The 21,541-nt window shown below is 69.7% G+C and carries 18 protein-coding genes; 14 read left to right on the forward strand and 4 right to left on the reverse strand.

Features of this window, described 5'->3' with window-relative positions; translation table 11 throughout:
• The first annotated feature begins 92 nt into the window (after positions 1 to 92).
• Both E6A26_RS04995 and E6A26_RS05000 read left to right on the forward strand, forming a co-directional pair.
• Complete coding sequence (locus tag E6A26_RS04995; RefSeq protein WP_136610103.1) at positions 93 to 878, forward strand: lysophospholipid acyltransferase family protein; 786 nt, start codon at positions 93 to 95, stop codon at positions 876 to 878.
• A 53-nt stretch (positions 879 to 931) separates the two neighbouring features.
• A complete protein-coding gene (locus tag E6A26_RS05000) occupies positions 932 to 2,323 on the forward strand; it encodes a class II 3-deoxy-7-phosphoheptulonate synthase (RefSeq protein WP_136610104.1) in 1,392 nt (463 codons plus the stop codon).
• Between the two features lie 57 nt (positions 2,324 to 2,380).
• On the opposite strand, the gene pknB is transcribed toward E6A26_RS05000, so the two are convergent.
• Complete coding sequence (pknB, locus tag E6A26_RS05005; protein ID WP_136610105.1) at positions 2,381 to 4,375, reverse strand: Stk1 family PASTA domain-containing Ser/Thr kinase; 1,995 nt, start codon at positions 4,373 to 4,375, stop codon at positions 2,381 to 2,383.
• A 61-nt stretch (positions 4,376 to 4,436) separates the two neighbouring features.
• Positions 4,437 to 5,609: a lytic transglycosylase gene (locus tag E6A26_RS05010; RefSeq protein ID WP_136610106.1), complete on the reverse strand. Its 1,173-nt coding sequence runs from the start codon at positions 5,607 to 5,609 to the stop codon at positions 4,437 to 4,439.
• Between the two features lie 199 nt (positions 5,610 to 5,808).
• Here E6A26_RS05010 and E6A26_RS05015 point away from each other — a divergent pair, with 199 nt between their 5' ends.
• Positions 5,809 to 6,144 carry an Rv2175c family DNA-binding protein gene (locus tag E6A26_RS05015; RefSeq protein WP_407695368.1) on the forward strand — a complete coding sequence of 112 codons (336 nt, stop codon included), beginning with the start codon at positions 5,809 to 5,811 and terminating at the stop codon, positions 6,142 to 6,144.
• 36 nt (positions 6,145 to 6,180) lie between these two features.
• Here E6A26_RS05015 and E6A26_RS05020 read toward each other — a convergent pair whose 3' ends face one another.
• Together E6A26_RS05020 and E6A26_RS05025 are read right to left on the reverse strand one after the other, a co-directional pair.
• A complete protein-coding gene (locus E6A26_RS05020; protein WP_136610108.1) occupies positions 6,181 to 7,311 on the reverse strand; it encodes a polyprenyl synthetase family protein in 1,131 nt (376 codons plus the stop codon).
• Positions 7,312 to 7,313: 2 nt separating this feature from the next.
• Positions 7,314 to 7,850, reverse strand: coding sequence for a hypothetical protein (locus E6A26_RS05025; RefSeq protein WP_136610109.1), 537 nt, complete (start codon positions 7,848 to 7,850; stop codon positions 7,314 to 7,316).
• Between the two features lie 149 nt (positions 7,851 to 7,999).
• On the opposite strand from E6A26_RS05025, the gene dinB reads away from it, so the two are divergent.
• The 11 genes from dinB to ftsW all read left to right on the forward strand — a co-directional run bounded on the left by dinB (position 8,000) and on the right by ftsW (position 21,541).
• The gene (dinB, locus tag E6A26_RS05030; protein WP_268815208.1) at positions 8,000 to 9,280 is read left to right on the forward strand and encodes a DNA polymerase IV; all 1,281 of its coding nucleotides are present in this window, start codon (positions 8,000 to 8,002) and stop codon (positions 9,278 to 9,280) included.
• Positions 9,281 to 9,470: 190 nt separating this feature from the next.
• Entirely contained in the window at positions 9,471 to 9,836 is a 366-nt protein-coding gene (locus tag E6A26_RS05035) for a DUF3040 domain-containing protein (protein ID WP_136610110.1), read from the forward strand.
• 321 nt (positions 9,837 to 10,157) lie between these two features.
• Positions 10,158 to 10,589, forward strand: coding sequence for a division/cell wall cluster transcriptional repressor MraZ (gene mraZ / locus E6A26_RS05040; RefSeq protein ID WP_136610263.1), 432 nt, complete (start codon positions 10,158 to 10,160; stop codon positions 10,587 to 10,589).
• A 205-nt stretch (positions 10,590 to 10,794) separates the two neighbouring features.
• Positions 10,795 to 11,793, forward strand: coding sequence for a 16S rRNA (cytosine(1402)-N(4))-methyltransferase RsmH (rsmH, locus tag E6A26_RS05045; protein WP_136610111.1), 999 nt, complete (start codon positions 10,795 to 10,797; stop codon positions 11,791 to 11,793).
• Entirely contained in the window at positions 11,790 to 12,449 is a 660-nt protein-coding gene (locus E6A26_RS05050) for a hypothetical protein (protein ID WP_136610112.1), read from the forward strand. The genes rsmH and E6A26_RS05050 overlap by 4 nt, the downstream gene beginning before the upstream one ends.
• Positions 12,450 to 12,608: 159 nt before the next feature.
• On the forward strand, positions 12,609 to 14,354 hold the full coding sequence (locus E6A26_RS05055; protein ID WP_234865106.1) for a peptidoglycan D,D-transpeptidase FtsI family protein: 1,746 nt from the start codon (positions 12,609 to 12,611) through the stop codon (positions 14,352 to 14,354).
• Between the two features lie 132 nt (positions 14,355 to 14,486).
• Entirely contained in the window at positions 14,487 to 16,151 is a 1,665-nt protein-coding gene (locus E6A26_RS05060) for a UDP-N-acetylmuramoyl-L-alanyl-D-glutamate--2,6-diaminopimelate ligase (protein WP_136610265.1), read from the forward strand.
• The gene (locus E6A26_RS05065) at positions 16,144 to 17,649 is read left to right on the forward strand and encodes a UDP-N-acetylmuramoyl-tripeptide--D-alanyl-D-alanine ligase (RefSeq protein WP_136610113.1); all 1,506 of its coding nucleotides are present in this window, start codon (positions 16,144 to 16,146) and stop codon (positions 17,647 to 17,649) included. Before E6A26_RS05060 ends, E6A26_RS05065 begins: the two co-directional genes overlap by 8 nt.
• Entirely contained in the window at positions 17,646 to 18,755 is a 1,110-nt protein-coding gene (gene mraY / locus E6A26_RS05070) for a phospho-N-acetylmuramoyl-pentapeptide-transferase (protein ID WP_136610114.1), read from the forward strand. Before E6A26_RS05065 ends, mraY begins: the two co-directional genes overlap by 4 nt.
• Positions 18,737 to 20,272, forward strand: coding sequence for a UDP-N-acetylmuramoyl-L-alanine--D-glutamate ligase (gene murD, locus E6A26_RS05075; RefSeq protein ID WP_407695361.1), 1,536 nt, complete (start codon positions 18,737 to 18,739; stop codon positions 20,270 to 20,272). Before mraY ends, murD begins: the two co-directional genes overlap by 19 nt.
• 3 nt (positions 20,273 to 20,275) lie before the next feature.
• Positions 20,276 to 21,541, forward strand: a complete 1,266-nt coding sequence (ftsW, locus tag E6A26_RS05080) for a putative lipid II flippase FtsW (RefSeq protein WP_136610116.1) — start codon at positions 20,276 to 20,278, stop codon at positions 21,539 to 21,541.

Below are 21,541 nucleotides of genomic sequence, written 5' to 3' on the forward strand. Positions count from 1 at the left end.
CACGCGGTGCGTGCACGAATTCGGGCGCACAGGGTGCGGGTCCTTACTAGAGTGAGTGTGGCAAGCATGCCCGCGACCGCGGAAGGCGCACCGTGATCTACTGGGTCCTCAAACGGATTTTCATCGGACCGATCGTCAAACTCCTGTTCCGGCCGTGGGTCAAGGGACGTACGAATGTCCCCGACGAGGGACCCGCGATCCTCGCCTCGAACCATCTGTCGTTCTCCGACTCCATCTTCATGCCGCTCATGGTGCGGCGGCCGGTCGTCTTCCTCGCGAAGCAGGAGTACTTCACCGGAACAGGCCTCAAGGGGTGGCTCACGGCCACGTTCTTCCGGGTCACGAACCAGCTCCCCATGGACCGCTCGGGCGGCGCAGCCTCCACGGCGTCCCTGACCGCCGGGGCCGAGGTGCTCCGCAAGGGAGGCCTCCTGGGCATCTACCCCGAGGGCACCCGCTCGCCGGACGCGCGCATGTACCGCGGGAAGGTCGGCGTGGCGCGGCTCGCGCTCGAGACGCGCGTGCGGGTGGTCCCGGTCGCGATGATCGGCACGGACAAGGTCCAGCCGATCGGCCAGCGCTTCCCGTCGATCCGCCGCATCGGCGTGATCTTCGGCCAGCCGCTCGACTTCTCGGAGTACTACGACCGTGCTGAAGACCGTGACGTGCAGCGGCTCGTGACCGACCGCATCATGCAGGAGCTCCAGCGCCTTTCCGGCCAGGAATACGTGGACGTCTACGCGGCGACCGTCAAGGCCCAGCTGGCCGCAGGGGAGGGCGCCCAGTCCAAGCAGGGGAGCCGAGCGCATCAGGGCGAGCCGGAGCCCGGCGAAGGGACGACGGCGGGGCCCGGCGAAGGGACGACGGCGGGCGCGTGAAGTGCCGTCGTCATGCGGCTTGGCGCCCTGATGCGCTGAGCTAGCCTTGTCTCGTGACTGAACTCTCCACGCCTCCGCCGGCCCCTTTCACGAGCACGTCGCAGAGCGGCGCAGCCGACTATCCGGGGCTCGACGCCTGGCGGTCACTTCCGGCGTCCCAGCAGCCCTCGTGGTCTGACGCGGGAACCTTCAAGCGCTCCGTCGCGGAGCTGTCCGTTCTCCCGCCGCTCGTCTTCGCGGGAGAGGTCGACCTGCTCCGCCATCGCCTTGCCGACGCCGCGCAGGGGCGGGCGTTCCTCCTCCAGGGCGGCGATTGCGCGGAGACGTTCGAGGCGGCGACGGCGGATCGCATCAGCGCGCGGGTCAGGACCATCCTCCAGATGGCCGTCGTGCTGACCTATGGCGCCGCGATGCCGGTCATCAAGATGGGCCGCATGGCGGGCCAGTTCGCGAAGCCGCGTTCCTCGGACACAGAGACGCGCGAGGGCGTCACGCTGCCGGCGTACCGCGGCGACATCGTCAACGGCTACGAGTTCACGCCCGAAACCCGCGCGCACGATGCGGGCCGCATGCTGCAGGCCTACCACACGTCCGCGGCCACCCTGAATCTCATCAGGGCCTTCACGCAGGGCGGCTTCGCGGACCTGCGGCTCGTGCACGCGTGGAACCAGGGTTTCACGAAGAATCCTGCGCACGCGCGCTACGAGTCGCTCGCGCGGGAGATCGACCGGGCCATCACGTTCATGGGCTCGTGCGGCGCCGACTTCGAGGCGCTCAAGCGCGTCGAGTTCTTCGCGAGCCACGAGGCGCTCCTGCTCGACTACGAGCGCGCGCTCACCCGGATCGACTCGCGCACGGGCCTCCCGTACGACACTTCGGCCCACTTCCTGTGGATCGGGGAGCGCACGCGCGAGCTCGACCACGCCCACGTCGACTTCCTCTCCCGTGTCCGCAACCCGATCGGCGTCAAGCTCGGCCCCGGCGTCTCGGGCGACGACGCCCTGCGCCTCATCGACAAGCTCGACCCCGAGCGCGAGCCCGGCCGCCTCACGTTCATCACGCGCATGGGTGCGAAGAACATCCGCGAGAAGCTTCCCGCGGTCGTCGAGAAGGTCACGGCCTCGGGCGCGAAGGTGCTCTGGGTGACCGATCCCATGCACGGCAACACCGTCACGTCGCGCAACGGCTACAAGACGCGCCGCTTCGACGACGTGGTGGACGAGGTGCGCGGCTTCTTCGAGGTGCACCACGCCCTCGGCACGGTGCCGGGGGGCCTGCACATGGAGATGACGGGCGACGACGTGGCGGAGTGCCTCGGCGGCTCGGACCCCATCGACGAGGCCGCGTTCGAGGACCGGTACGAGTCGGTGTGCGATCCCCGGCTCAATCACATGCAGTCGCTCGAGATGGCGTTCCTCGTCTCGGAGTCGCTCACCAAGCGCTGACCGGCCGAACGCCGACCGCGCAAGCCAACCGCGCGCCGTCGTCCGTCCCGACGTCGGTCAGACGACGGTGAGCGTGATGGTCGAGCCCTCGGGCACGTCCCGGTCGACGGGGTCCTGGGCACGGACCGTGCCGAAGAATCCGCCCAGGACGTTCTGGACCTTGACCGTGAAGCCGAGCTTCTGAAGCGCGTCCTGGGCCGCGCTCACCTGCTGGCCCACGAAGTTGGGCACGTGCACCATGCGCGGGCCCTTCGAGAGCGTGAGCGTGACGGTCGAGCCCCGCGTGAGACTCTGGCCGGCGCCCGGATTCTGGGTGACCACGGATCCGGCCGGAATCGTGCGGTCGAACACGGGGGTGTCGGCCACGGACGGCTTGAAGCCCGCCGCGGTCAGCGCGGCGACAGCGTCAGCCTGCGTCATCCCGACGACCTTGGGGATGGGGATCGGCTGCGGGCCCTTCGACACCGTGAGGGACACGGGACTCCCGTGCTTGAGCGGGGTCCCCGCGGTCGGATCCTGCGCCATGACGACCCCCGCCGCGACCGTGTCGCTGAACGACTCGGTCACGGTGCCGAGCGTCATCTTCGCGTTCGAGAGTGCCTGCTTGGCCGCGTCGATCGGGGTCCCCGTGAGCTGGGCGAGGGGGAAGAGCTCGGGGCCCTTCGAGACCATGAGCTGGACGCCCTCGAACTTGCGGATCTGGGCGCCGGCCCCCGGCGTGCTCGCGACGATGAGTCCCGCGTTCACGGTGTCGTCGAACACGTCGTGAGTGGTGAAGCCGAGGCCAGCATCCTGGATGACCGCCTGGGCCTGGGCGACCGTGAGGTTCCTCACCGGTGGCACGGTCGCGAGCGCACCGGGGCCGAAGCCGAAGAACCACCCGATCGCTGCCGCGAGGAGAGCGAGGACGACGACGATGGCGAGCCACACGAGGCCCCGTCGCCGGGGATGGCCCTTGCCGAGCTGGTGGGTGGGGCGCGCGGCCGCGGCGCGCGCAGCGCGATCGGCCTCTTTGGCCTGCCGCTTCTGCTCGCGCGGTCTCGGCGGCTCGTTGCCTTCGGGCCTCGGCATGACCGAGGTGTGGGACGAGCCGTAGGCCGTGATGACCTCGGTGCCGCGCGGCATGGCCTCCGTCCGATCGCCGGAGAGGCGTTCGGTGAGCGAGTCGTGGGGGCCGCGGGCGGCCGGCGCACGGTAGTCGAGCTGCGCGTCCGTGAGGGAGAGCCGGATGTCGCGGATCTCGCCCAGCAGGGCACCGGCGCTCGGCGGCCGGCCGTTCGGGTCCTTGCGCGTCATCCAGCCCACGAGCTCGTCGAGCTCGGGCGCCAGGCCTGGTGCCCGGTCCGAGGGCGGCGGGACGTCGCTGTTCACATGCTGGTAGGCCACATGGGTCCGCTCCGGCCCATGGAACGGAAGGCTGCCGGTGAGCATCTCGAACAGCATGATCCCGGTCGAGTACAGGTCGCTGCGGGCGTCCACCGGCCGGCCAGTGAGCATCTCCGGGGGAATGTATTCGGCGGTCCCGAACAGCGTGTCCGTGACCGACGTCGCGGAGAGGCTCCGGGCCAGCCCGAAGTCCCCGACCTTGACGCGCCCGTCGTCGGCCAGCAGGACGTTCGCCGGCTTGACGTCGCGGTGGATGATTCCCGCCGTGTGCGCGGCCGCGAGCCCGTCCACGACCGCGTCGATGAGCGCGAGGGCCTGCTTCGGGGCGAGCGGCCCGGTTTCGTCGAGCAGGTCCCGGAGGGTGCGCCCCTGGACGTACTCCATGACGAGGTACAGGACGCCGCCGTCCTGACCGCGGTCGAGCATCGACACCACGTGCGGGTGCGAAAGCTGGGCAGCCGCGATGGCCTCGCGCTCGAAGCGCTCCGCGAAGCTGCGGTCGCGGCTCAGGTGGGGGTGGAGCACCTTGAGGGCCACCCTCCGGCGCAATGACGTGTCCATCGCGAGATAGACGGTCGCCATGCCCCCCGTCCCGAGCAGCGACAGAACCTCGTAGCGGGCCCCCACGAGGGAGCCGACGAGGCCGTCGGTGTGCTGTCCGTTCACCCTACGATCCTATGCCGCCCGCCTCTGAGCGGCGCTGAGGCGAGGGCCGTACGGCGAGGTGTCAGTGGAACAGTGCCATGTCGGCGGTGACTGCCTTGACGTAGTCCTTCGTGTCGTCGAACATCCCGCGCTTCGCAACGGAGGTCTGCCCCTGGTAGTAGCTCGCGATCGCGGTCTTCTGGTCCGGGGTTGCGGCGGCGAGGGCGCGCAGGACCGCGACGCCTGCAGTCGCGTTGTCGCGGGGATCGAGCGGGTTGAGCGTGCGCCCCACGAGGGCCGAGGCCCAGGCCGCGGTCGACGGCACGATCTGCATCGCGCCGATTGCGTTCGCCGGGGAGACGGCCCGCTGGTTGAAACCGGACTCGTGGTAGGCGATGGCCTGGGCGAGGACGGGATCCACGCCCATGGTCCGGGCCGTGTCCGCGACGATCTGCCGCATCTGGTCCCTCGAGGGGACGGGCGCCGCGTTCAGAAGGCGCTTGTTGTCATTGGCCGAGGCCACGACGGCGTCCGGGTACGTGAAGCCCAGGAAGGACTTGTCCACGAGCGGCTTGGGTGCCCCGGCAGAGGCCGGGGTCACCGCGGACGCGGGGCTTACCACCGGGGCTGGCGGGGCCGGGAGCTTGAGGGAACGGCCCGCGTAGATCACGGAGGAGAGGCTCAGGCCATTGGCAGCGAGGAGATCGCCCATGGGCACCTTGAGCTTGGCCGAGATGCTGTAGAGCGTGTCTCCCGGCTTGATCTGGTAGCTCCCTGCGGTCTGCGGAGCCGGAGCCGGAGCCGGTGCGGGGTCCGCGGCGGGCGCGGGGGCTGGCGCCGGTGCGCCCGTGAGCCGCAGCTTCTGGCCCGGGAAGATGAGCGAGCTGGGCTGAAGGCCGTTGAGTTTCAGCACGTCGTGCCAATCGAGCCCATAGCGCGAAGCGATGCCGATAACCGTGTCCCCGCTCGCGACGGTGTAGTCGGACCGGGCCTGCGGGGCTTCGGGGACCACCTCGGGCGCGAGGCGCGAGGGAACGAGTGCGGCGATCTCCGAGGCGGGGACGACGTCGGCCTGCCTGGTGCTCTCAGGGACGACGGCGCCGGCACCTTGGACATGGGCGGGCGCGGGCTCGGCGATGGCTGGCTGGGCGAGGGCCAGCGATGAAAGGACAACCGCCGGAAGGGTCGCCGTCGTAACGGCGACCGCGGGCAGCATGGCCTTGGCCCCGGGCTGAGCGTTGCGGATGGCCGACATGACAAGTCCTCCGTGTGACGGTTGTGACTAATGTGACTGGAGCGATGACATAACACTCACGATACATATGTGACTCGAGTGAATCTCTCACGGATCAGTCACGAGCACAAGGCGCGGGCACGCGCGAAGGTTCTCATGCGCCGACTAGGAGCGACCGCAGGGTCCGTGGCACGCTTGACGCGTGAGTGAAATTGAACAGATGGTGTCCGAGTGGCTTCCGCTGCCCGACGTCGCAGAGCAGCTTGGCTGCAAGATCACCAAGGTGCACGGCCTTCTCGACGAGCGCGCCCTCGTCGCACTGAAGGTGGGGGAGCGAAACATCAGATCAGTTCCCGCGCTCTTCCTCGACGGCGATCACGTGGTCGACAGCCTCAAGGGCACCATCGCGGTGCTCGCGGATGCCGGGTTCTCCGACGAAGAGCTGATCGCGTGGCTGTTCACGCCGGACGAGTCGCTCAGGGGCCGGCCGATCGACGCGCTCCGCGAGGGACGCAAGACGGAGATTCGGCGCCGCGCGCAGATTCTCGCCTGGTAGCCCGCGGAGTCGGCTTCTCGGCTGAAGGGGCCGAGCTCAGGCGGCGCGCTGCACCGCGGAAAGGCCGAGGCTGCGCAGCGCCGCGCGCACGTCGGCGGGGAGGTGCAGATCCTCGAGGGCGTCGAAGGCCCGGCCCGAGAGACCTTCGATGAGGTCCTCGGTGGCGGCCAGGGCCCCGCTCTCGCTGATCACGCCGCGGAGCCGCTCGACGTCGTCGTCGCTCAGGTCCTGGCGACCCAGGCTCCGCTCGAGCAGCGCGGCGCCCTCCGCCGTCGCCCGTTCGAGCGCGAACGCGACGAGCACGGTGCGCTTGCCCTCCCGCAGGTCGTCGCCGGCTGGCTTGCCCGTGGTCTGCGGATCGCCGAAGACGCCCAGGACGTCGTCGCGGAGCTGGAACGCTTCGCCGAGGGGGAGCGAGAAGCGCGAATAGGCGGCCAGGAGGGCGTCGTCCGCCCCGGCAAGCGCTCCGCCGATGCCGAGCGGGTGCTCGGTCGAGTACTTCGCCGACTTGTAGCGGATCACGTTCGCCGCCGCGGCGACCGCTTCGCTGCGGGCCCGGCTCGGCCCGGCTACTTCCTCGAGGATGTCGAGGTACTGGCCCGCCATGACCTCGGCCCGCATGGTGTTGAAGATGCGGCGCGCTGATGTCCCCGACGCGGCGGCTGCCCCGATTCCCGTGAACGCCTCTTCGCTGAACGAGAGGCACAGGTCGCCGGTCAGGATGGCGGCGGCCTGGCCGAAGCGCTCCTCGTCGAGCGCCCAGCCGCGGTCCCGGTGGAGTTGGCCGAAGCGTCGGTGCACGCTGGGGCCCCCGCGCCGGATGTCGGATCGATCGATGATGTCGTCGTGGATGAGGGCCGCGCCCTGGAAGAGCTCGAGCGCGGCGCCGGCCCGAACGGCCTCGTCGCCGAGGCGGCTTCCGCCGGCACCACGCCAGCCCCAGTAGCACAGGAGGGCGCGCAGGCGCTTGCCGCCGGTCACGAGTCCCGTGATGGCGTCCATGAGCGGCGCGACATCGGGGGAGACCGCGGCCATCGCCTCGCTCTGGGCCGCGAGGAAGCGGTCGAGCTGGACCGCGAGTGCGTCGCGGTAGGCCGTCTGCTCGTGCCGCGTCTCCTCGTCGAGCGTCGCTCCGTGCTGCTGGGGGCGGGCGTGGTCGTCGGACATGGCTACTTGATGGTCCCGGGGGCCACCGAGGCGCCGACGGTGAACGTCGTGCGTCCGTTCACGACGACGACCGCGACGTTCACGGTCTCCTTGCCGCCCGAGCGGACGAAGTCCTGGCTGTCCGTCGTTCCGACCTTGGTCTTCGCGGCGGCGGTGAAGCCCTGGCCGGTGAACTGGCCCGCATAGTAGTCGAGGATCTGATCAGAGGTGGCCGAGGTCGAGGCCACGAGCGATGCCGTCTGGGGGTTGGCCGTGGCGTCATAGCTCGTCTGGAGCGTCGTGGCTCCCGGCATGATCGGGACCACCTTCTGGGGGAAGCCCGGCACGAGGGCGTTCACGGTCGCCGACGCGGAGCCCGACGGCGCGGAGCTGACCGAGGCGCTTGCGCTGGCGGAGGACGACGGCGACGCCGCGGCCGAAGTCTGCGCGGGGCTCGACGACGGGCTGCTGCTGGCTTGGGCCGAGCAGCCCACGAGGGCGAGAACGGCAAGGGCCACCCCCGGGATCAGGCCTCCACGGTTCCTCAAGTTGACTGGCACTCGTATCCTCCACACATTCGTTTCGTTCAGTCGTCTCGTTGTGGCTCGGCCCTGCCGTCAGGGCCGAGCCCCCGGTCAAGTCTAGGGGGCGGCGCAGGGCACGGCTCAGCTGGCTCCGGTCGGAAGCGCCCGCCGCCTAGTATGGATAGGTGGAGAACCGAGATCCGGCGAAACCCGGCGAGACGCTCGACGTGCTGCGCCGGCGCGGGATCCTCCACGTCGATATGGACGCCTTCTTCGTGGGCGTCGAGGAGCGGGAGCGGCCGGAACTCCGCGACCGGCTGGTGATCGTGGGCTTTCCCTCCGACCGCTCGGTGGTGCTCTCTGCCAGCTACAAGGCGCGCGCCTATGGCGTGCGGAGCGCCATGCCCATGTCGGCGGCACTGCGGCTGTGCCCTCGGGCGATCGTCGTGGAGCCGCGGCACTCCCTCTACTACAGCGTTTCCCGCGAGCTCATGGCCCTCCTGCGCGAGTTCACCGACCTCGTCGAGCCGCTGAGCGTCGATGAGGCGTTCCTCGACGTCTCTGGCGCCGTCCGGCGTCTCGGTCCTCCCGAACAGATCGCTGCGTCCATCAAGTCGGCGGTTCGCTCGCGGCTCGGGCTGACGGCGTCCGTGGGTGTCGCGTCGACCAAGTTCGTGGCCAAGATCGCCTCGACCCGGAGCAAGCCGGACGGCCTCCTCGTCATCCGGCCCGAGGACACGGTTTCCTTCCTCCATTCGCTCCCAGTCGAAGCGCTGTGGGGGATCGGCGGCAAGACCGCCGAGGTGCTCGCGCGGCTCGGAGTCCACACGGTCGCGGATCTGGCCCACACCCCGGACTCGACGCTCCAGCGGACGCTCGGCGCTCCGGGGCTCCATGCGAAGGCCCTCAGCTGGGGCCTCGACGATCGCCGCGTCACGCCCGAGCGCGAAGAGAAGAGCGTCGGCGCGGAGGAGACTTTCTCTGTCGACGTGTCCGAGGACGAGCCCCTGCGGCGCGAGCTTCTCCGCCTCGCCCACCGGATCGCCGTCCGCATGCGGTCGGCGGGGGTCCAGGCGGGGACGGTCGCGCTCAAGCTCCGCTACGCCGACTTCTCCACTCTGTCGAGATCACGGGCGTTGACCGTTCCGACCGACTCCGCCCACGTGCTCTACGAAGAGGGGATGCGACTCCTCGCTGGCCTGGGGGAGCGCCCCCAGAGCGTCCGGCTCATCGGGCTCCGGGGGGAGCGGCTCTCCCGCGGCGGGGGAGCGGTCCAGCTGAGCCTTGAGCGGCGGGATGACAACTGGCGCACCGCCGAACAGACCCTCGACGCGGTGACGGCGCGGTTCGGGAATTCGTCCCTACGTCCCGCCAGCCTGCTGGACGACGGCGGCGAGCGTCGCCGCCCGTCGGGGCCGTCCGACGGGCATCCGCCGCCCCGGGGACGTTCGGCCCCTTTTGGTTGACGGGCCGTGGGCATATCCTTAAAAGACCTTGAATATCGGTGAAAGCATCGTATCGGCGGGCAGCCGGAGAGCCTCACGGACGGGCAGCCTGCTCGTCGGGACCCGTCAGATGCTCGCGGAACTGGACGTCGGTCCGATGCGTTGTGCTGATGGCGGCAGTGTCCGTCGCAGCAAGCATGAAGGAGTCGCGATGCCTCTCTCCGAGCACGAACAGAAGATGCTCGAGCAGCTTGAGAAGCAGCTGCACGAGGAAGACCCCAAGTTCGCTGACTCCATGGGCGCCGATGCGCTGCGTCGGTTCTCCACGCGCCACATCGTCCTCGGAGTTTTGGGCGTTATTGTCGGGCTTCTGGTTCTGCTCTTCGGTGGGGTTCAATTCTCGAACGTCTTCGTCGGGGTCCTCGGCTTCCTCATCATGGGCGCGAGTGTCTATTACGGGACGCTTCGCGGCGCGCGGCGGATGCGCGCGCCCCGCAAGGGCGGCGCAGCTCCGAAGGCCGGGTTCCTGGCGCGGCTCGAGGCGCGGTGGGACGAGCGGCGTCGCGAGCAGGGCTGAACACCCCCACTCTCCTCCACGGCAACACGTCCGAATCCGCCCACTTTCCTCCCCAGACCACCTCAGGGACCCGCTGACAGCGGGTCCTGGGTCATTTAAGGGCCCTGAGCCGCGTTCCGTCTTCCTTTTCCCGCCCTGAACCATCCACTTCCCACCACCCCGGCTCTCGCCCGAGATCCCGGGGTTTTTTCTTTGTCCGCGTGGGAGATAACACGTCGTGTCGCGTTGACGGTGGGGAGTTGTGGAGTAAAGTGGTGGCTGTAAGAGGGAAGTGGCGGATAGGGACGTGCAGCTCCTCGGATCAGACGGGTGGTGGTGCCGATGTTGCTCGGTACTCATTCGCCGCGTCTGGACGAGAAAGGGCGGCTCATCCTCCCGGCGAAATACCGCGACGAACTGGCCGACGGGCTGGTTCTGACCCGGGGCCAGGAACGCTGCCTCTACGTCTTCAGCCAGAAAGAGTTCGAGCGAATCCACGAGCAGATGCGAGAAGCCCCTATCTCCTCGCGTCAGTCGCGGGACTACCTCCGGGTCTTCCTGTCTGGAGCCTCTGACGAGGTGCCTGACAAGCAAGGGCGCGTCACGATTCCGCAGAACCTCCGCAAATATGCGGGGCTCGAACGGGAACTCGCCGTCATCGGCGTGGGAACCCGGGCGGAGATCTGGGACGCCCAGGCGTGGGAGGACTACCTCGCCGAGAAGGAAGCCTCCTTCTCGGAAACCGACGAGGATGCCCTGCCGGGCATCTTCTGACGGAACGGCCGGCTGGCCGCGATCTCCAGCCGCCCGCGGCTCCGTCCTGGCTCACCTTCCCCGGCGCCAGGCTGGAACCCACGGTGCGGAGGGGGATCCCGATCAGTCGGCAGCCTGAATGCCGCACGGGACAGGTGCGGCAGCGAGAGTGCGGCGCGGGACAGGTGCCGGGCTCTCGGGAAAGACACGGCACTAAGGAGGGGACATGCCGCAGCAGGACGACGAACGCCCGACCTCGGAGCGTCACGTTCCGGTGCTCAAGGAGCGCTGCGTCTCCCTCTTGGCTCCTGGTGTCGAGGCCGCGCGCTCGGCTGGCCGCGCTCCCGTGGTCGTGGACGCGACGCTCGGGATGGGCGGACACAGCGAGGCCATCCTCGAGCGATTCCCGGACGTGACCCTCGTCGGCGTCGACCGCGACGAGGAGGCCCTCGCGCTCGCCGGGGCGCGGCTCGAGCGGTTCGGAGACCGGGCGCGTCTGGTCCACGCCGTGTACGACGAGATCCCGGAGGTGCTCGAGGAACTCGGGTTCGACGGAGCAGACGGGATCCTCATGGATCTCGGTGTCTCCTCGCTTCAGCTCGACGAGCGCGAGCGCGGCTTCGCCTACTCCTATGACGCGCCGCTCGACATGCGCATGGACACGAGCCGGGGGCAGACCGCCGCCGACGTCGTGAACACGTACAGCGTCGAGGACCTCACCCGGATCATCCGGGCGTGGGGCGAGGAGAAGTTCGCGGGCCGGATCGCTCGGCGCATCGTCGAAGAGCGCGCCGAGCGCCCGTTCGAGACCACGGGGCAGCTGGTCGAGGCCATCCGGACGGTCGTCCCGGCCGGGGCCGCCAGGACCGGCGGGCATCCCGCCAAACGCACGTTCCAGGCGCTCCGCATCGAAGTCAACGAGGAACTCGACGTCCTCGAGCGCGCGGTGCCCGGCGCGGTCGACTCGCTACGCCTCGGGGGCCGGATCGTCGTCATGTCCTACCACTCGCTCGAGGACCGCATCGTCAAGGGAGCGCTGCAGTCCCGCTCGCGGTCGTCGGCTCCTCCGGACTTCCCGGTCGAGCTCGAGGAGCACAAGCCCGAGCTCAAGACGCTCACCCGCGGCACGGAAGTCCCCACCGCGCAGGAGATCGAAGAAAACCCGCGGGCCGCCTCGGCCCGCCTGCGAGCCGCCGAACGCATTAAGGTCAGGAGCACACGATGAGCGCAGTCGCCCAGCGGAACGTCGTGACGGACGGAACTTCCGCCGTCGCCCGTCCCCTCGCCCCCGCGAAGGGTGCCCCGCGCCGTGCGCCCCTCTCGGTGGTGCGGACCGCACCCGCCCGGCGGCGCGCGCCGTTCGCCATCTTCTGCCTCGGTGTGCTTGGCGTCGCGCTCGTGGCGGTCCTGGTCCTGAACATTGCCGTGTCGACCGGGCAGTACCAGCTCGTCCAGCTTCGAAGCCAGCAGATGGGGCTAGAAAAGCAGAACCAGGATCTCGCGCAACGCGTCCAGAATTTCGAGGCTCCCCAAAATCTGGCCGCCCGAGCGGCACAATTGGGCATGGTTGCCGCGACGTCGAAGGGTCAGATCGACCTCAAGACGCTCCTGGTGACCGGGATGCCGAAGCCGGCGGCGAAGGGTGCCTCCCAGGGCGCCGTCATCGCCGCCCCGGAGGTGCCCGGCCTTGTTGTCGCCGCGCCCGCGCCGCCTGCAAAGGCGGCCGATGCGCTCAAGCCGGACACCGCCGCGGCCAAGGCTCCCGCGGGGACGCCCGCCTCGGCTGTACCCCAGGCGCCGGCGGCGGCTCCGGCCACACCGGCGGCGCAGCTGAACGGCGGGTCCGTGCCCGCGCCGAAGCAGAAGACGCCCGGTCAGTGACGGTGCCGGCTCTTAGCGGGGGCGGACCGGGAAAGAGCAGGGGACAAGAGCGTGGCCACATCGACCAAGAGCACGGCGCCCACGGCGTCGAGGGAGCCCACGGGCCGACCGCCACGGGGGCCGCATGACCACGTCCGGGTCGGGAGCGCGACCCGCAGGCTGAGGCTCGGCGTGGGGGTGATGCTCGTGCTCCTCCTCGTGATCGGCGGCCGGCTCCTCCTCGTCCAGGGCCTCGGCCTCGGCGGCTACGCGCAGGCAGGCCTGGCCAAACGGCTGCAGACCACTGTCCTGCCCGCGGCTCGGGGCGTCATCGAGGATGCCTCCGGCAAGGTTCTCGCCCAGAGCGTGATCCGGTACAACATCACCGTCGATCAGACCACCGCGTCGAACTTCACCGACTATCAGAGGACGGAGAAGGACGGAGACGGCACCAAGGTGGTCACCATGACGCGCAGCCAGGCGATCTCCGACCTAGCTGGCATCCTCGGCATGACGGTGGACCAGGTCACCGCGGCCATCACCGGCGACAAGAAGTTCAACTACGTGGCGCGCAACGTCACGCCCGACGTCGAGAGCCGGGTGGCCGACCTGGCCTTCCCCGGCGTCTACTCGGAGGGCTCGTCGCAGCGCGTCTATCCGCAGGGCGCCGTGGCCGGAAACCTGGTGGGCTTCGTGGGAAGCGACGGCACGGGGCTTGCCGGTATCGAGCAGACGCAGAACAACCAGCTCTCCGGCAAGGAGGGCAAGCGGACGTTCGAGATCGGTGCGGACGGCCTGCGGATCCCCGTCGGCACGGACGAGTACACCCCCGCCCAGAACGGACAGACCGTCAAGCTCACCATCAACTCGGATCTCCAGTACTTCACGCAGCAGGCGTTGCAGTCCCAGGTCGACAAGTACAGTGCCGAGTGGGGGATCGCGATCGTCGAAGACGCCAAGAGCGGCAACATCGTCGCGATGGCGGATTCGAACGCGATGGACCCCAACGACCCCGGGAAGTCCGCGGCCAAGGACCGCGGCGTCCGCGCGGTCACGGCGGCCTACGAGCCGGGTTCAGTCGAGAAGACGCTCACGATGTCCGCCCTCATCCAGGAAGGCAAGGCCAATCCGCTGAGCGAGTACACCGTGCCGCCCACGGTGACGCTCGAAGGCCAGACGTTCGCCGATGCCTTCACGCACGGGACCGAGAAGCGCACGCTCGCGGGCATCCTCGGCTACTCGATGAACACCGGAACCGTCCTGGCGGGGCAGGCGCTCAGCAAGCAGGACCGCTACGACTGGTTCACGAAGTTCGGGATCGGCCAGGCCCCCGACGTCGGCCTGCCGGGCGAGGCCAACGGCATCCTCGCCTCGCCGGACCAGTGGGACGGCCGCCAGCAGAACACGGTCCTGTTCGGCCAGGGGCTCACTCAGTCCACGCTGCAGACCGTGCGTGCCTATCAGGCGGTGGCGAACAACGGCCTGCTGGTCCAGCCACGGCTCATCGACGGCTACATGGGCTCGGACGGCAAGGAGCAGAAGGCGCCGACGCAGCCTTCCAACCAGGTGATCAGCCCGCAGACCTCCCAGCAGGTCAAGGACATGCTCGAGAGCGCCGTGACGAAGGGGGAGGTCAAGCCCGCCTCGATCGACGGGTACCGGGTGGGTGCGAAGACGGGTACGTCCCAGGCCCCCCGCGAAGACGGCATCCCCGGCTACGACGGTGTGACGTCATCGCTCATCGGCATGGCCCCCATGGAGGACCCGAAGTACATCGTCGCCGTCGTCATCCAGCGGCCGAGGGGCGACATCTTCGGCATCGGCAACGCGGACGTGTTCCGCTCCGTCATGTCGCAGACCCTGCGCCTCTACAACGTGCCGCCGTCGACCGGAACCCCGGCGACCCTACCGCAGTACGCCCAGTAGCCCGCCGTCCTCGACCCGCCGCAGCTCGCGTGCCGGAGTCTCGTCAGCACCCCGGTGCATGCCGCCGATCGCCCTAGTCTCGCCCCGCGGGGCCCGGTGGCGAGCGGCTAGAGTTGGAACCTGTTGAAAGCGATGAAGGTGATTGTGAGCGAGCACGAGAGTCCGTCGGACCCGTCGTCCGCGCCCCACGAGGGCGCGCCGGCGAGGTCCCCCTTCCGTCCACTGCACACCCAGCCGGTGCCTCTCTCCGAGGTCGCCGGCCTGCTGGGTCTTCCTCGGGAGGCAGCCGGCGAGACGTTCGTGACCGGGGTCGCGCTTGACTCGCGCGCCGTCGAGCCGGGGGACCTGTATGTGGCGGTGCCTGGGACGGGCCGGCACGGCGCGTCCTTCGCCGCACAAGCCCTCGAGAACGGCGCCGTGGCCATCGTGACGGACGAGGCTGGGGCGCGGCTCACCGCCCTCGACGACGCGGTCGGGGGCGTCCCGGTGCTGGTCGTGGCGGAGGCGCGCGCCGCCGTCGGGCCTATCGCCGCGCTCGTCTTCGCGAGCCAGCCCGAGGGCGCCGAGCGGCCCCTCCTGCTCGGCGTGACGGGGACGAACGGGAAGACCACCACGACGTACTTCGCGAACGCGCTCCTCGCCGCGCTGGGCCACCTCACGGGGCTCATCGGGACCATCGAGATCCTCGCGGGCGGGGAGGCCATTCCGAGCCGGCTCACCACGCCCGAGTCGACCGATGTGCACGCCCTCCTCGCCCTCATGCGCGAGCGCGGGCTGACGGCCGCGTCCATGGAGGTCTCGTCCCACGCGATCGAGTACCGGCGCGTCGACGGCGTCCGCTTCGACGCCGCGGGCTTCACGAACCTCACGCAGGATCACCTCGACCTCCACGAGACGATGGACGAATACTTCGCCGCCAAGGCGAAGCTGTTCACCCCGGAGCGCGCGGCGCACGGCGTCGTGATGGTCGACGACGCGTGGGGCCGAAAGCTCGCGGCAGAGGCCGCGATTCCGATCACCACCCTGTCCGTCGCGGGGGAGGAGGCCGACTGGACGCTCGCCTCGAGCGAGCGCGACGGCCTCGGTACCGCCTTCGTGCTGCGCGGGCCCGGCGAGGTGTCCCTGCGCCTCCGGACGGGACTCCCCGGCCAGTTCAACGTTGCGAACGCAGCCCTCGCGGCCCTCCTGGTCCACTCCGCGGGCACCCCGCTTGAGGAGATCCAGCGGGCGGTTGGCGTGGCCGATCCCTTCAGCGTCGAGGTCCCGGGCCGCATGCAGCTCGTGGGGACCGAGCCGGCCGCGGTCGTTGACTTTGCGCACAATCCCGACGCGCTCGAACGGGCCCTCGATGCTGTGCGGCCGCCGCACGGGGCGGGCCGCGTCGTCGTCGTCTTCGGCGCGACCGGGCAGCGGGACCAGGGCAAGCGGCCCATCATGGGCGCCGTCGCGGTGCGCGGTGCCGACGTCGTGATCGTGACCGACGACGACCCGCACGACGAGGATCCGGCCGCCATCCGCGCCGAGGTCCTCGAGGGCGCTCGGGCGGAAGACCGGGCGGGCAGCCTGGACCGCGTCGTCGAGGAGGTCGCGCCGCGCGCGGACGCCATCCGCCGGGCCGTTGAGCTCGCGCGCGCTGAGGACGTGATCCTCGTCGCGGGCCGCGGCCACGAGGTGTTCCAAGAGGTCAACGGGGTCAACCTCGACCTCGACGACAGGGTCGAACTCCGGGCCGCCCTCGAGGCGCGCGGATTCCGCACACTGGGTGCCGAGCAGATAGAGTCCACAACCGATGATTGAGTTCAGCGCTGCGGAGATCGCCCGCATCACGGGCGGCCGCCTCACAGGCGATCCGAGCCTTACGCCCAGCCACGTCACGACAGACTCCCGGGAGGCGCGGGCAGGATCGCTGTACGTCGCCAAGCCCGGCGAGCATGCGGACGGGCACAGCTTTGTCGGCCAGGCCTTCGCGGCCGGCGCGATTCTCGCGCTGTGCGAGCGAGAGGTCACGGACGACGACGGCCGCGTCTACCCGTCGATCGTCGTGCCGGACGCTGTGCTCGCCATGGGAAAGCTCGCGAAGGAGGCCGTGCGGCGCATCCGCGAGGCCCGGTCCGCGCGAGGCGAAGCCTTCACGGTCGTGGGCATCACGGGTTCCGCGGGCAAGACCACCACGAAGGACCTCCTCGCGGGGATTTTCCGCTCGACCCCTGAGGGATCGGCCGCGGCTGCCTCGACGATCGCCCCGCAGGGCTCGTACAACGGCGAGGTCGGCGTCCCGCTCACGGTCTTCACCGCCGACGAGTCGACGCGGTACCTCGTGATCGAGATGGGCGCGACCGGGATCGGCCACATCCAGTACCTCGCCGACCTCGTCAAGCCCGACATCGGCGTGGTGCTCGTGGTCGGAACCGCCCATGCCGGCGAGTTCGGCGGCGTCGAGAACATCGCGAAGGCGAAGGGCGAGCTGGTGGAAGCGCTCGCCCCCGAGGGGACGGCGGTCTTCAACGCCGACGATCCCCGCGTCCGCGCGATGGAACCGCGCACGCGGGCCCAGAAAGCGTTCTTCACCGCAAACCCCGGGACGGCGGTCGAATACGCCGCGCGCGGAACCGTGGTGGCCGCCCTCGGCGCCCACACGAGAGAGGACGGCTGCCCGGCCTTCGGGCTGCAGATCGACGACGAGCCGCCCGTCCACGTTCAGAGCCGACTCATCGGCTCCCACCACACGGGGAACCTCCTCGCGGCCGCCGCCGCGGCGCACGCGGCGGGAGTTCCCCTGGGTGTGATTGCCGCTTCGCTGTCCTCGCAGGGGCCCGCAAGCAGGTGGCGCATGGAGCGCACCGACCGCCCGGACGGTGTGACCGTCATCAACGACGCGTACAACGCGAACCCAGAGTCGATGCGCGCGGCCCTGCAGACTCTGGCCGACCTGGGCCGCGGGCGCAGGACCTGGGCCGTGCTCGGCGCGATGCTCGAGCTCGGGGACGAGTCCATCGCCGCCCACACTGCGGTGGGGACGCTCGCGGTCCGCCTCAACATCGACCGCCTCGTCGTGGTCGGCCGGGAGGCCCGCCCGCTGTACATCTCTGCGGTCAACGAAGGCTCGTGGGGCAACGAGTGCTCGTTCGTCGAGGACATCGACGAGGCCTTCGCGCTCCTGGAGCGCGAGCTGGCTCCCGGGGACCTCGTCCTCGTCAAGTCGTCGAACGGGGTGGGCCTCCGCCACCTCGGCGATCGGATAGCATGGGCGGCGCAGCCTCAGCCCACTGACCCTGCGGGAACGGAGCTCACGTGATCGCACTGCTGATCGGGGCAGCGCTCGGCCTCCTGCTCGCGTTCGTCGGCACCCCGCTGTACATCCGGCTCCTGGTGCACAAGGGCTACGGCCAGTTCATCCGCGACGACGGGCCCACGAGCCACCACACCAAGCGCGGCACGCCGACCATGGGCGGCACCGTGTTCGTGCTCGCGACGGTGCTCGCGTACTTCTTGGCGCACCTCATCGTGTGGCTTATGCATCCGAACAGCGGCGGACCGACGATGTCCGCGCTGCTCCTGCTCTTCCTCATGGTCGGAATGGGCCTGGTCGGCTTCCTCGACGACTTCATCAAGATCTCGAAACAGCGCAGCCTCGGGCTGAGCGCCCGGGCGAAGCTCATCGGGCAGGGCGCGGTCGGCATCATCTTCGCCCTCCTCGTGCTGCAGTTCCCGGATGCGGCCGGGCGGACTCCGGCGTCCACGATGATCTCGTTCCTCCGCGACATCCCCTGGCTCAACCTGGCGTTCGGCGGCACCGTGCTGGGCGCGATCCTGTTCGTGATCTGGGCGAACTTCCTCGTCACGGCCGCGAGCAACGGCGTGAACCTCACCGACGGGCTCGACGGGCTCGCGGCGGGCGCCTCGATCATGGTGTTCGGCGCGTATACGCTCATGGGCATCTGGCAGAGCAACCAGCGCTGCGGCTCGGCGCGCGTGCCGGGCTCGGTCTGCTACGAGGTTCGCGATCCGCTGGATCTCGCCCTCCTCGCCGCGATCATGAGCGCCGCGCTTGTCGGGTTCCTCTGGTGGAACACCTCGCCCGCCAAGATCTTCATGGGGGACACGGGCTCCCTCGCCATCGGCGCGGCCATCGCCGGCTTCGCGATCCTCACGAGGACGGAGCTTCTCCTCGGGGTGATGGGCGGCCTGTTCGTGATCATCACGCTGTCCGTCATCCTCCAAGTGGGCTTCTTCAAGCTCACCAAGGGCAAACGCCTCTTCAAGATGGCACCGCTGCAGCATCATTTCGAGCTCAAGGGCTGGGCCGAGGTGACGGTCGTTGTCAGATTCTGGATCCTCGCCGGGCTCTTCGTGGCGGTGGCCCTGGCAATTTTCTATGCGGAGTGGGTGGCGGGGCTGTGAGTAGTGCGGAACGGCTTGAGTCACTGACGTCCTGGGATGCCGACTGGTCCGGCCTCCGGGTCGTCGTGACCGGCATCGGTGTCTCCGGTTTCGCGGCGGCGGACACGCTCATCGAGCTCGGGGCGAGCGTCGTCGTCGTCGACGCCTCCGTGACGGAGCGAACTGAAGCGCACGCCGAGACTCTCCGCATCGTCGGGGCAGAGGAAGTCCGGCTCGGGCCGGAGGCGGTCGAATCGCTGCCGATGGTCGACGGCGCCCTCCCGGATCTCGTCGTGACGTCGCCCGGGTGGCGTCCCGACCAGGCCGTCCTCGCGGCGGCCGCGCGAAAGCACGTCCCGGTGTGGGGCGACGTCGAGCTCGCGTGGCGGGTGCGGGCCAGACGCGGCAAGAAGACCGCGGACTGGCTCGCCGTCACGGGCACGAACGGCAAGACCACAACCGTGGGCATGGCCGAGTCGATGCTCCAGGCGGCGGGCCTCAAGGCCATCGCCGTCGGCAACGTCGGCAAGCCAATCCTCGATGCGATCCGCGAGCCGGTCGAGTACGACGCCTTCGTCGTCGAACTCTCGAGCTTCCAGCTGCACTGGGCCGAGTCGCTTTCGCCCGTGGCGTCGGTGGTCCTCAACGTCGCCGAGGACCATGTGGACTGGCACGGCTCCTACGCGGGCTACCTCGAGGACAAGGCCAAGGTCTACCGCAACACGCAGAAGGCCGCCATCTACAACGCCGAGCAGATCGAGACCGAGCGCATGGTCGAGGAGGCGGACGTCGTCGAGGGCTGCCGGGCGATCGGCTTCACGACCGGTGTCCCGGGGCTCAGCATGCTGGGCGTCGTCGAGGGGCTCCTCGTGGACCGCGCGTTCATCGCCGAGCGGCGGGACCACGCGGCGGAGCTCGCCGCGGTCCAGGACCTCGGGGCGATCGCGCCACGGCACACGGTCGCGAATGCCCTCGCGGCTGCCGCCCTCGTGCGGGCGTATGGTGTCGAGCCGATCGCCGTGCGGGAGGGCCTGCGCCGCTTCCTCCCCGGTGACCACCGCATCCAGCCCGTCGCAACGATCGGCGGCGTCGTCTGGGTCAACGACTCGAAGGCGACCAATCCGCACGCGGCCGCGGCCGCGCTGGCCGCGTTCCCCTCGGTTGTCTGGATCGCCGGCGGACTCTCGAAGGGCGTGACCTACGACGAGCTCGTCTCGCGCAACGCCTCGAGGCTCAAGGCGGTGGTCCTCATCGGCGTCGACAGCAGCGAGCTCGCGGGGGCTCTCGCACGACACGCGCCGAATGTCCCCGTGATCCCCGTCGAACCGGGCGAGACTGGAGAAGACCGGCCGGACGGGGCATCCATCATGGAGATGGCCGTCGCGCGCGCGGCCGACGCCGCAGCGTCCGGGGACACCGTGCTCATGGCGCCGGCAGCCGCGTCGATGGACCAGTTCGTGTCCTACGCCCAGCGCGGGGACGCCTTCATCGACGCCGTCCGACGGCTCGTCGAGAGGCAGGCACCGAGCAAGGAGTAGAGGATGGCCACAGCGCAGCAGGAGCGGCCGGGTGAGGCCGCGCAGACGCTGTGGCGGCGCCTCGAGGGCCCTGGCCCGCTGGGGGCGGGCGCCGGCTACTACCTCATCCTCGGCTCGACGCTCGCGCTCACCGCGATCGGCATCATGATGGTGCTCTCGGCGTCGAGCGTGGAAAGCATCTCGCTCGGCGACAGCCCGTACACGGCCGCCCTCAAGCAGACCATGTTCGGCGTGATCGGCGTCATCGGGATGTTCGTGATCTCGCGCATCAACGTGCGGTGGCTCAAGCGGCTCGCGTGGCCCGGCATCGGCGGCACGCTCGTGCTGCTCGTGCTCGTGCAGGTCATCGGCAAGCGCGTGCTCGGCAACCGCAACTGGATCGACGTCGCGGGCTTCAGCCTCCAGCCGTCGGAGTTCGCGAAGCTCTTCCTCGCCCTCTGGATGGCCACGATCCTCAACATGAAGTCGGACCTCCTCGGGCGCTGGGGCCACGCCCTCGTGCCGGTGGTCCCCATGGGACTTGCGGTCGCCGGCCTCGTCGTGTGGGGCCACGACCTCGGCACGACGCTCGTGATCCTGCTCGTCGTCGCGGCGGGCCTGTTCTTCGGCGGAATCCCCACACGCATCTTCGCGGTCTGCGGCGCCTTCATGGCGGCGGGTGCCATCGCGTTCGCCATGACGAGCGCCAACCGCATGTGCCGCATCTACGAGTGGCTCGGCCAGAGCAACTCCGCGTGCACCCAGGACGGCGCGGACTTCGGCTATCAGGTCCAGAACGGCCTGCAGGGGCTTGCGTCCGGCGGATGGCTCGGCGTCGGCCTGGGGCAGAGCCGCCAGAAGTACAACTGGATTCCCGAGGCGCAGAACGACTTCATCTTCTCCGTGCTCGGCGAGGAGCTGGGCCTGTTCGGCACCCTCCTCGTCCTCGCCCTCTTCGCGGTCCTCGCGGTCGGGATCTTCCGCGTCGTGGTCCGCCAGAAGGAGATGTTCCCCCGGATCCTTGCCGGCACGATCATGGCGTGGCTGCTCGGCCAGGCCGCGCTCAACATGGCGATGGTCACGGGCCTCATGCCGGTGATCGGCGTCCCGCTGCCGTTCATCTCCTCGGGCGGCTCGGCGCTCGTCAGCTGTCTGTGCGCGGTCGGCGTAGTCTTGTCTCTGGCTCGCGAAGAGATGCGGCCAAGCCGCGCAGCGCGCACGAAGGGGACCGTGAAGAAGCCGCAGCGCGCCACCCCGAAGACGTCGCCGAAGCGGAAGGCCACCACGTAG

The sequence above is a fragment of the Sinomonas albida genome (assembly GCF_004919045.1).
In the GTDB taxonomy this organism is placed as follows: domain Bacteria; phylum Actinomycetota; class Actinomycetes; order Actinomycetales; family Micrococcaceae; genus Sinomonas; species Sinomonas albida.

Coding starts and splice junctions, on each gene's coding strand:
- E6A26_RS05010 (WP_136610106.1), bottom strand. CDS start 5,609: ATGTCGGCCATCCGCAACGCTCAGCCCGGGGCCAAGGCCATGCTGCCC.
- E6A26_RS05015 (WP_407695368.1), top strand. CDS start 5,809: ATGGTGTCCGAGTGGCTTCCGCTGCCCGACGTCGCAGAGCAGCTTGGC.
- E6A26_RS05020 (WP_136610108.1), bottom strand. CDS start 7,311: ATGTCCGACGACCACGCCCGCCCCCAGCAGCACGGAGCGACGCTCGAC.
- E6A26_RS05035 (WP_136610110.1), top strand. CDS start 9,471: ATGCCTCTCTCCGAGCACGAACAGAAGATGCTCGAGCAGCTTGAGAAG.
- mraZ (WP_136610263.1), top strand. CDS start 10,158: ATGTTGCTCGGTACTCATTCGCCGCGTCTGGACGAGAAAGGGCGGCTC.
- rsmH (WP_136610111.1), top strand. CDS start 10,795: ATGCCGCAGCAGGACGACGAACGCCCGACCTCGGAGCGTCACGTTCCG.
- E6A26_RS05050 (WP_136610112.1), top strand. CDS start 11,790: ATGAGCGCAGTCGCCCAGCGGAACGTCGTGACGGACGGAACTTCCGCC.
- E6A26_RS05060 (WP_136610265.1), top strand. CDS start 14,487: ATGAAGGTGATTGTGAGCGAGCACGAGAGTCCGTCGGACCCGTCGTCC.
- E6A26_RS05065 (WP_136610113.1), top strand. CDS start 16,144: ATGATTGAGTTCAGCGCTGCGGAGATCGCCCGCATCACGGGCGGCCGC.
- ftsW (WP_136610116.1), top strand. CDS start 20,276: ATGGCCACAGCGCAGCAGGAGCGGCCGGGTGAGGCCGCGCAGACGCTG.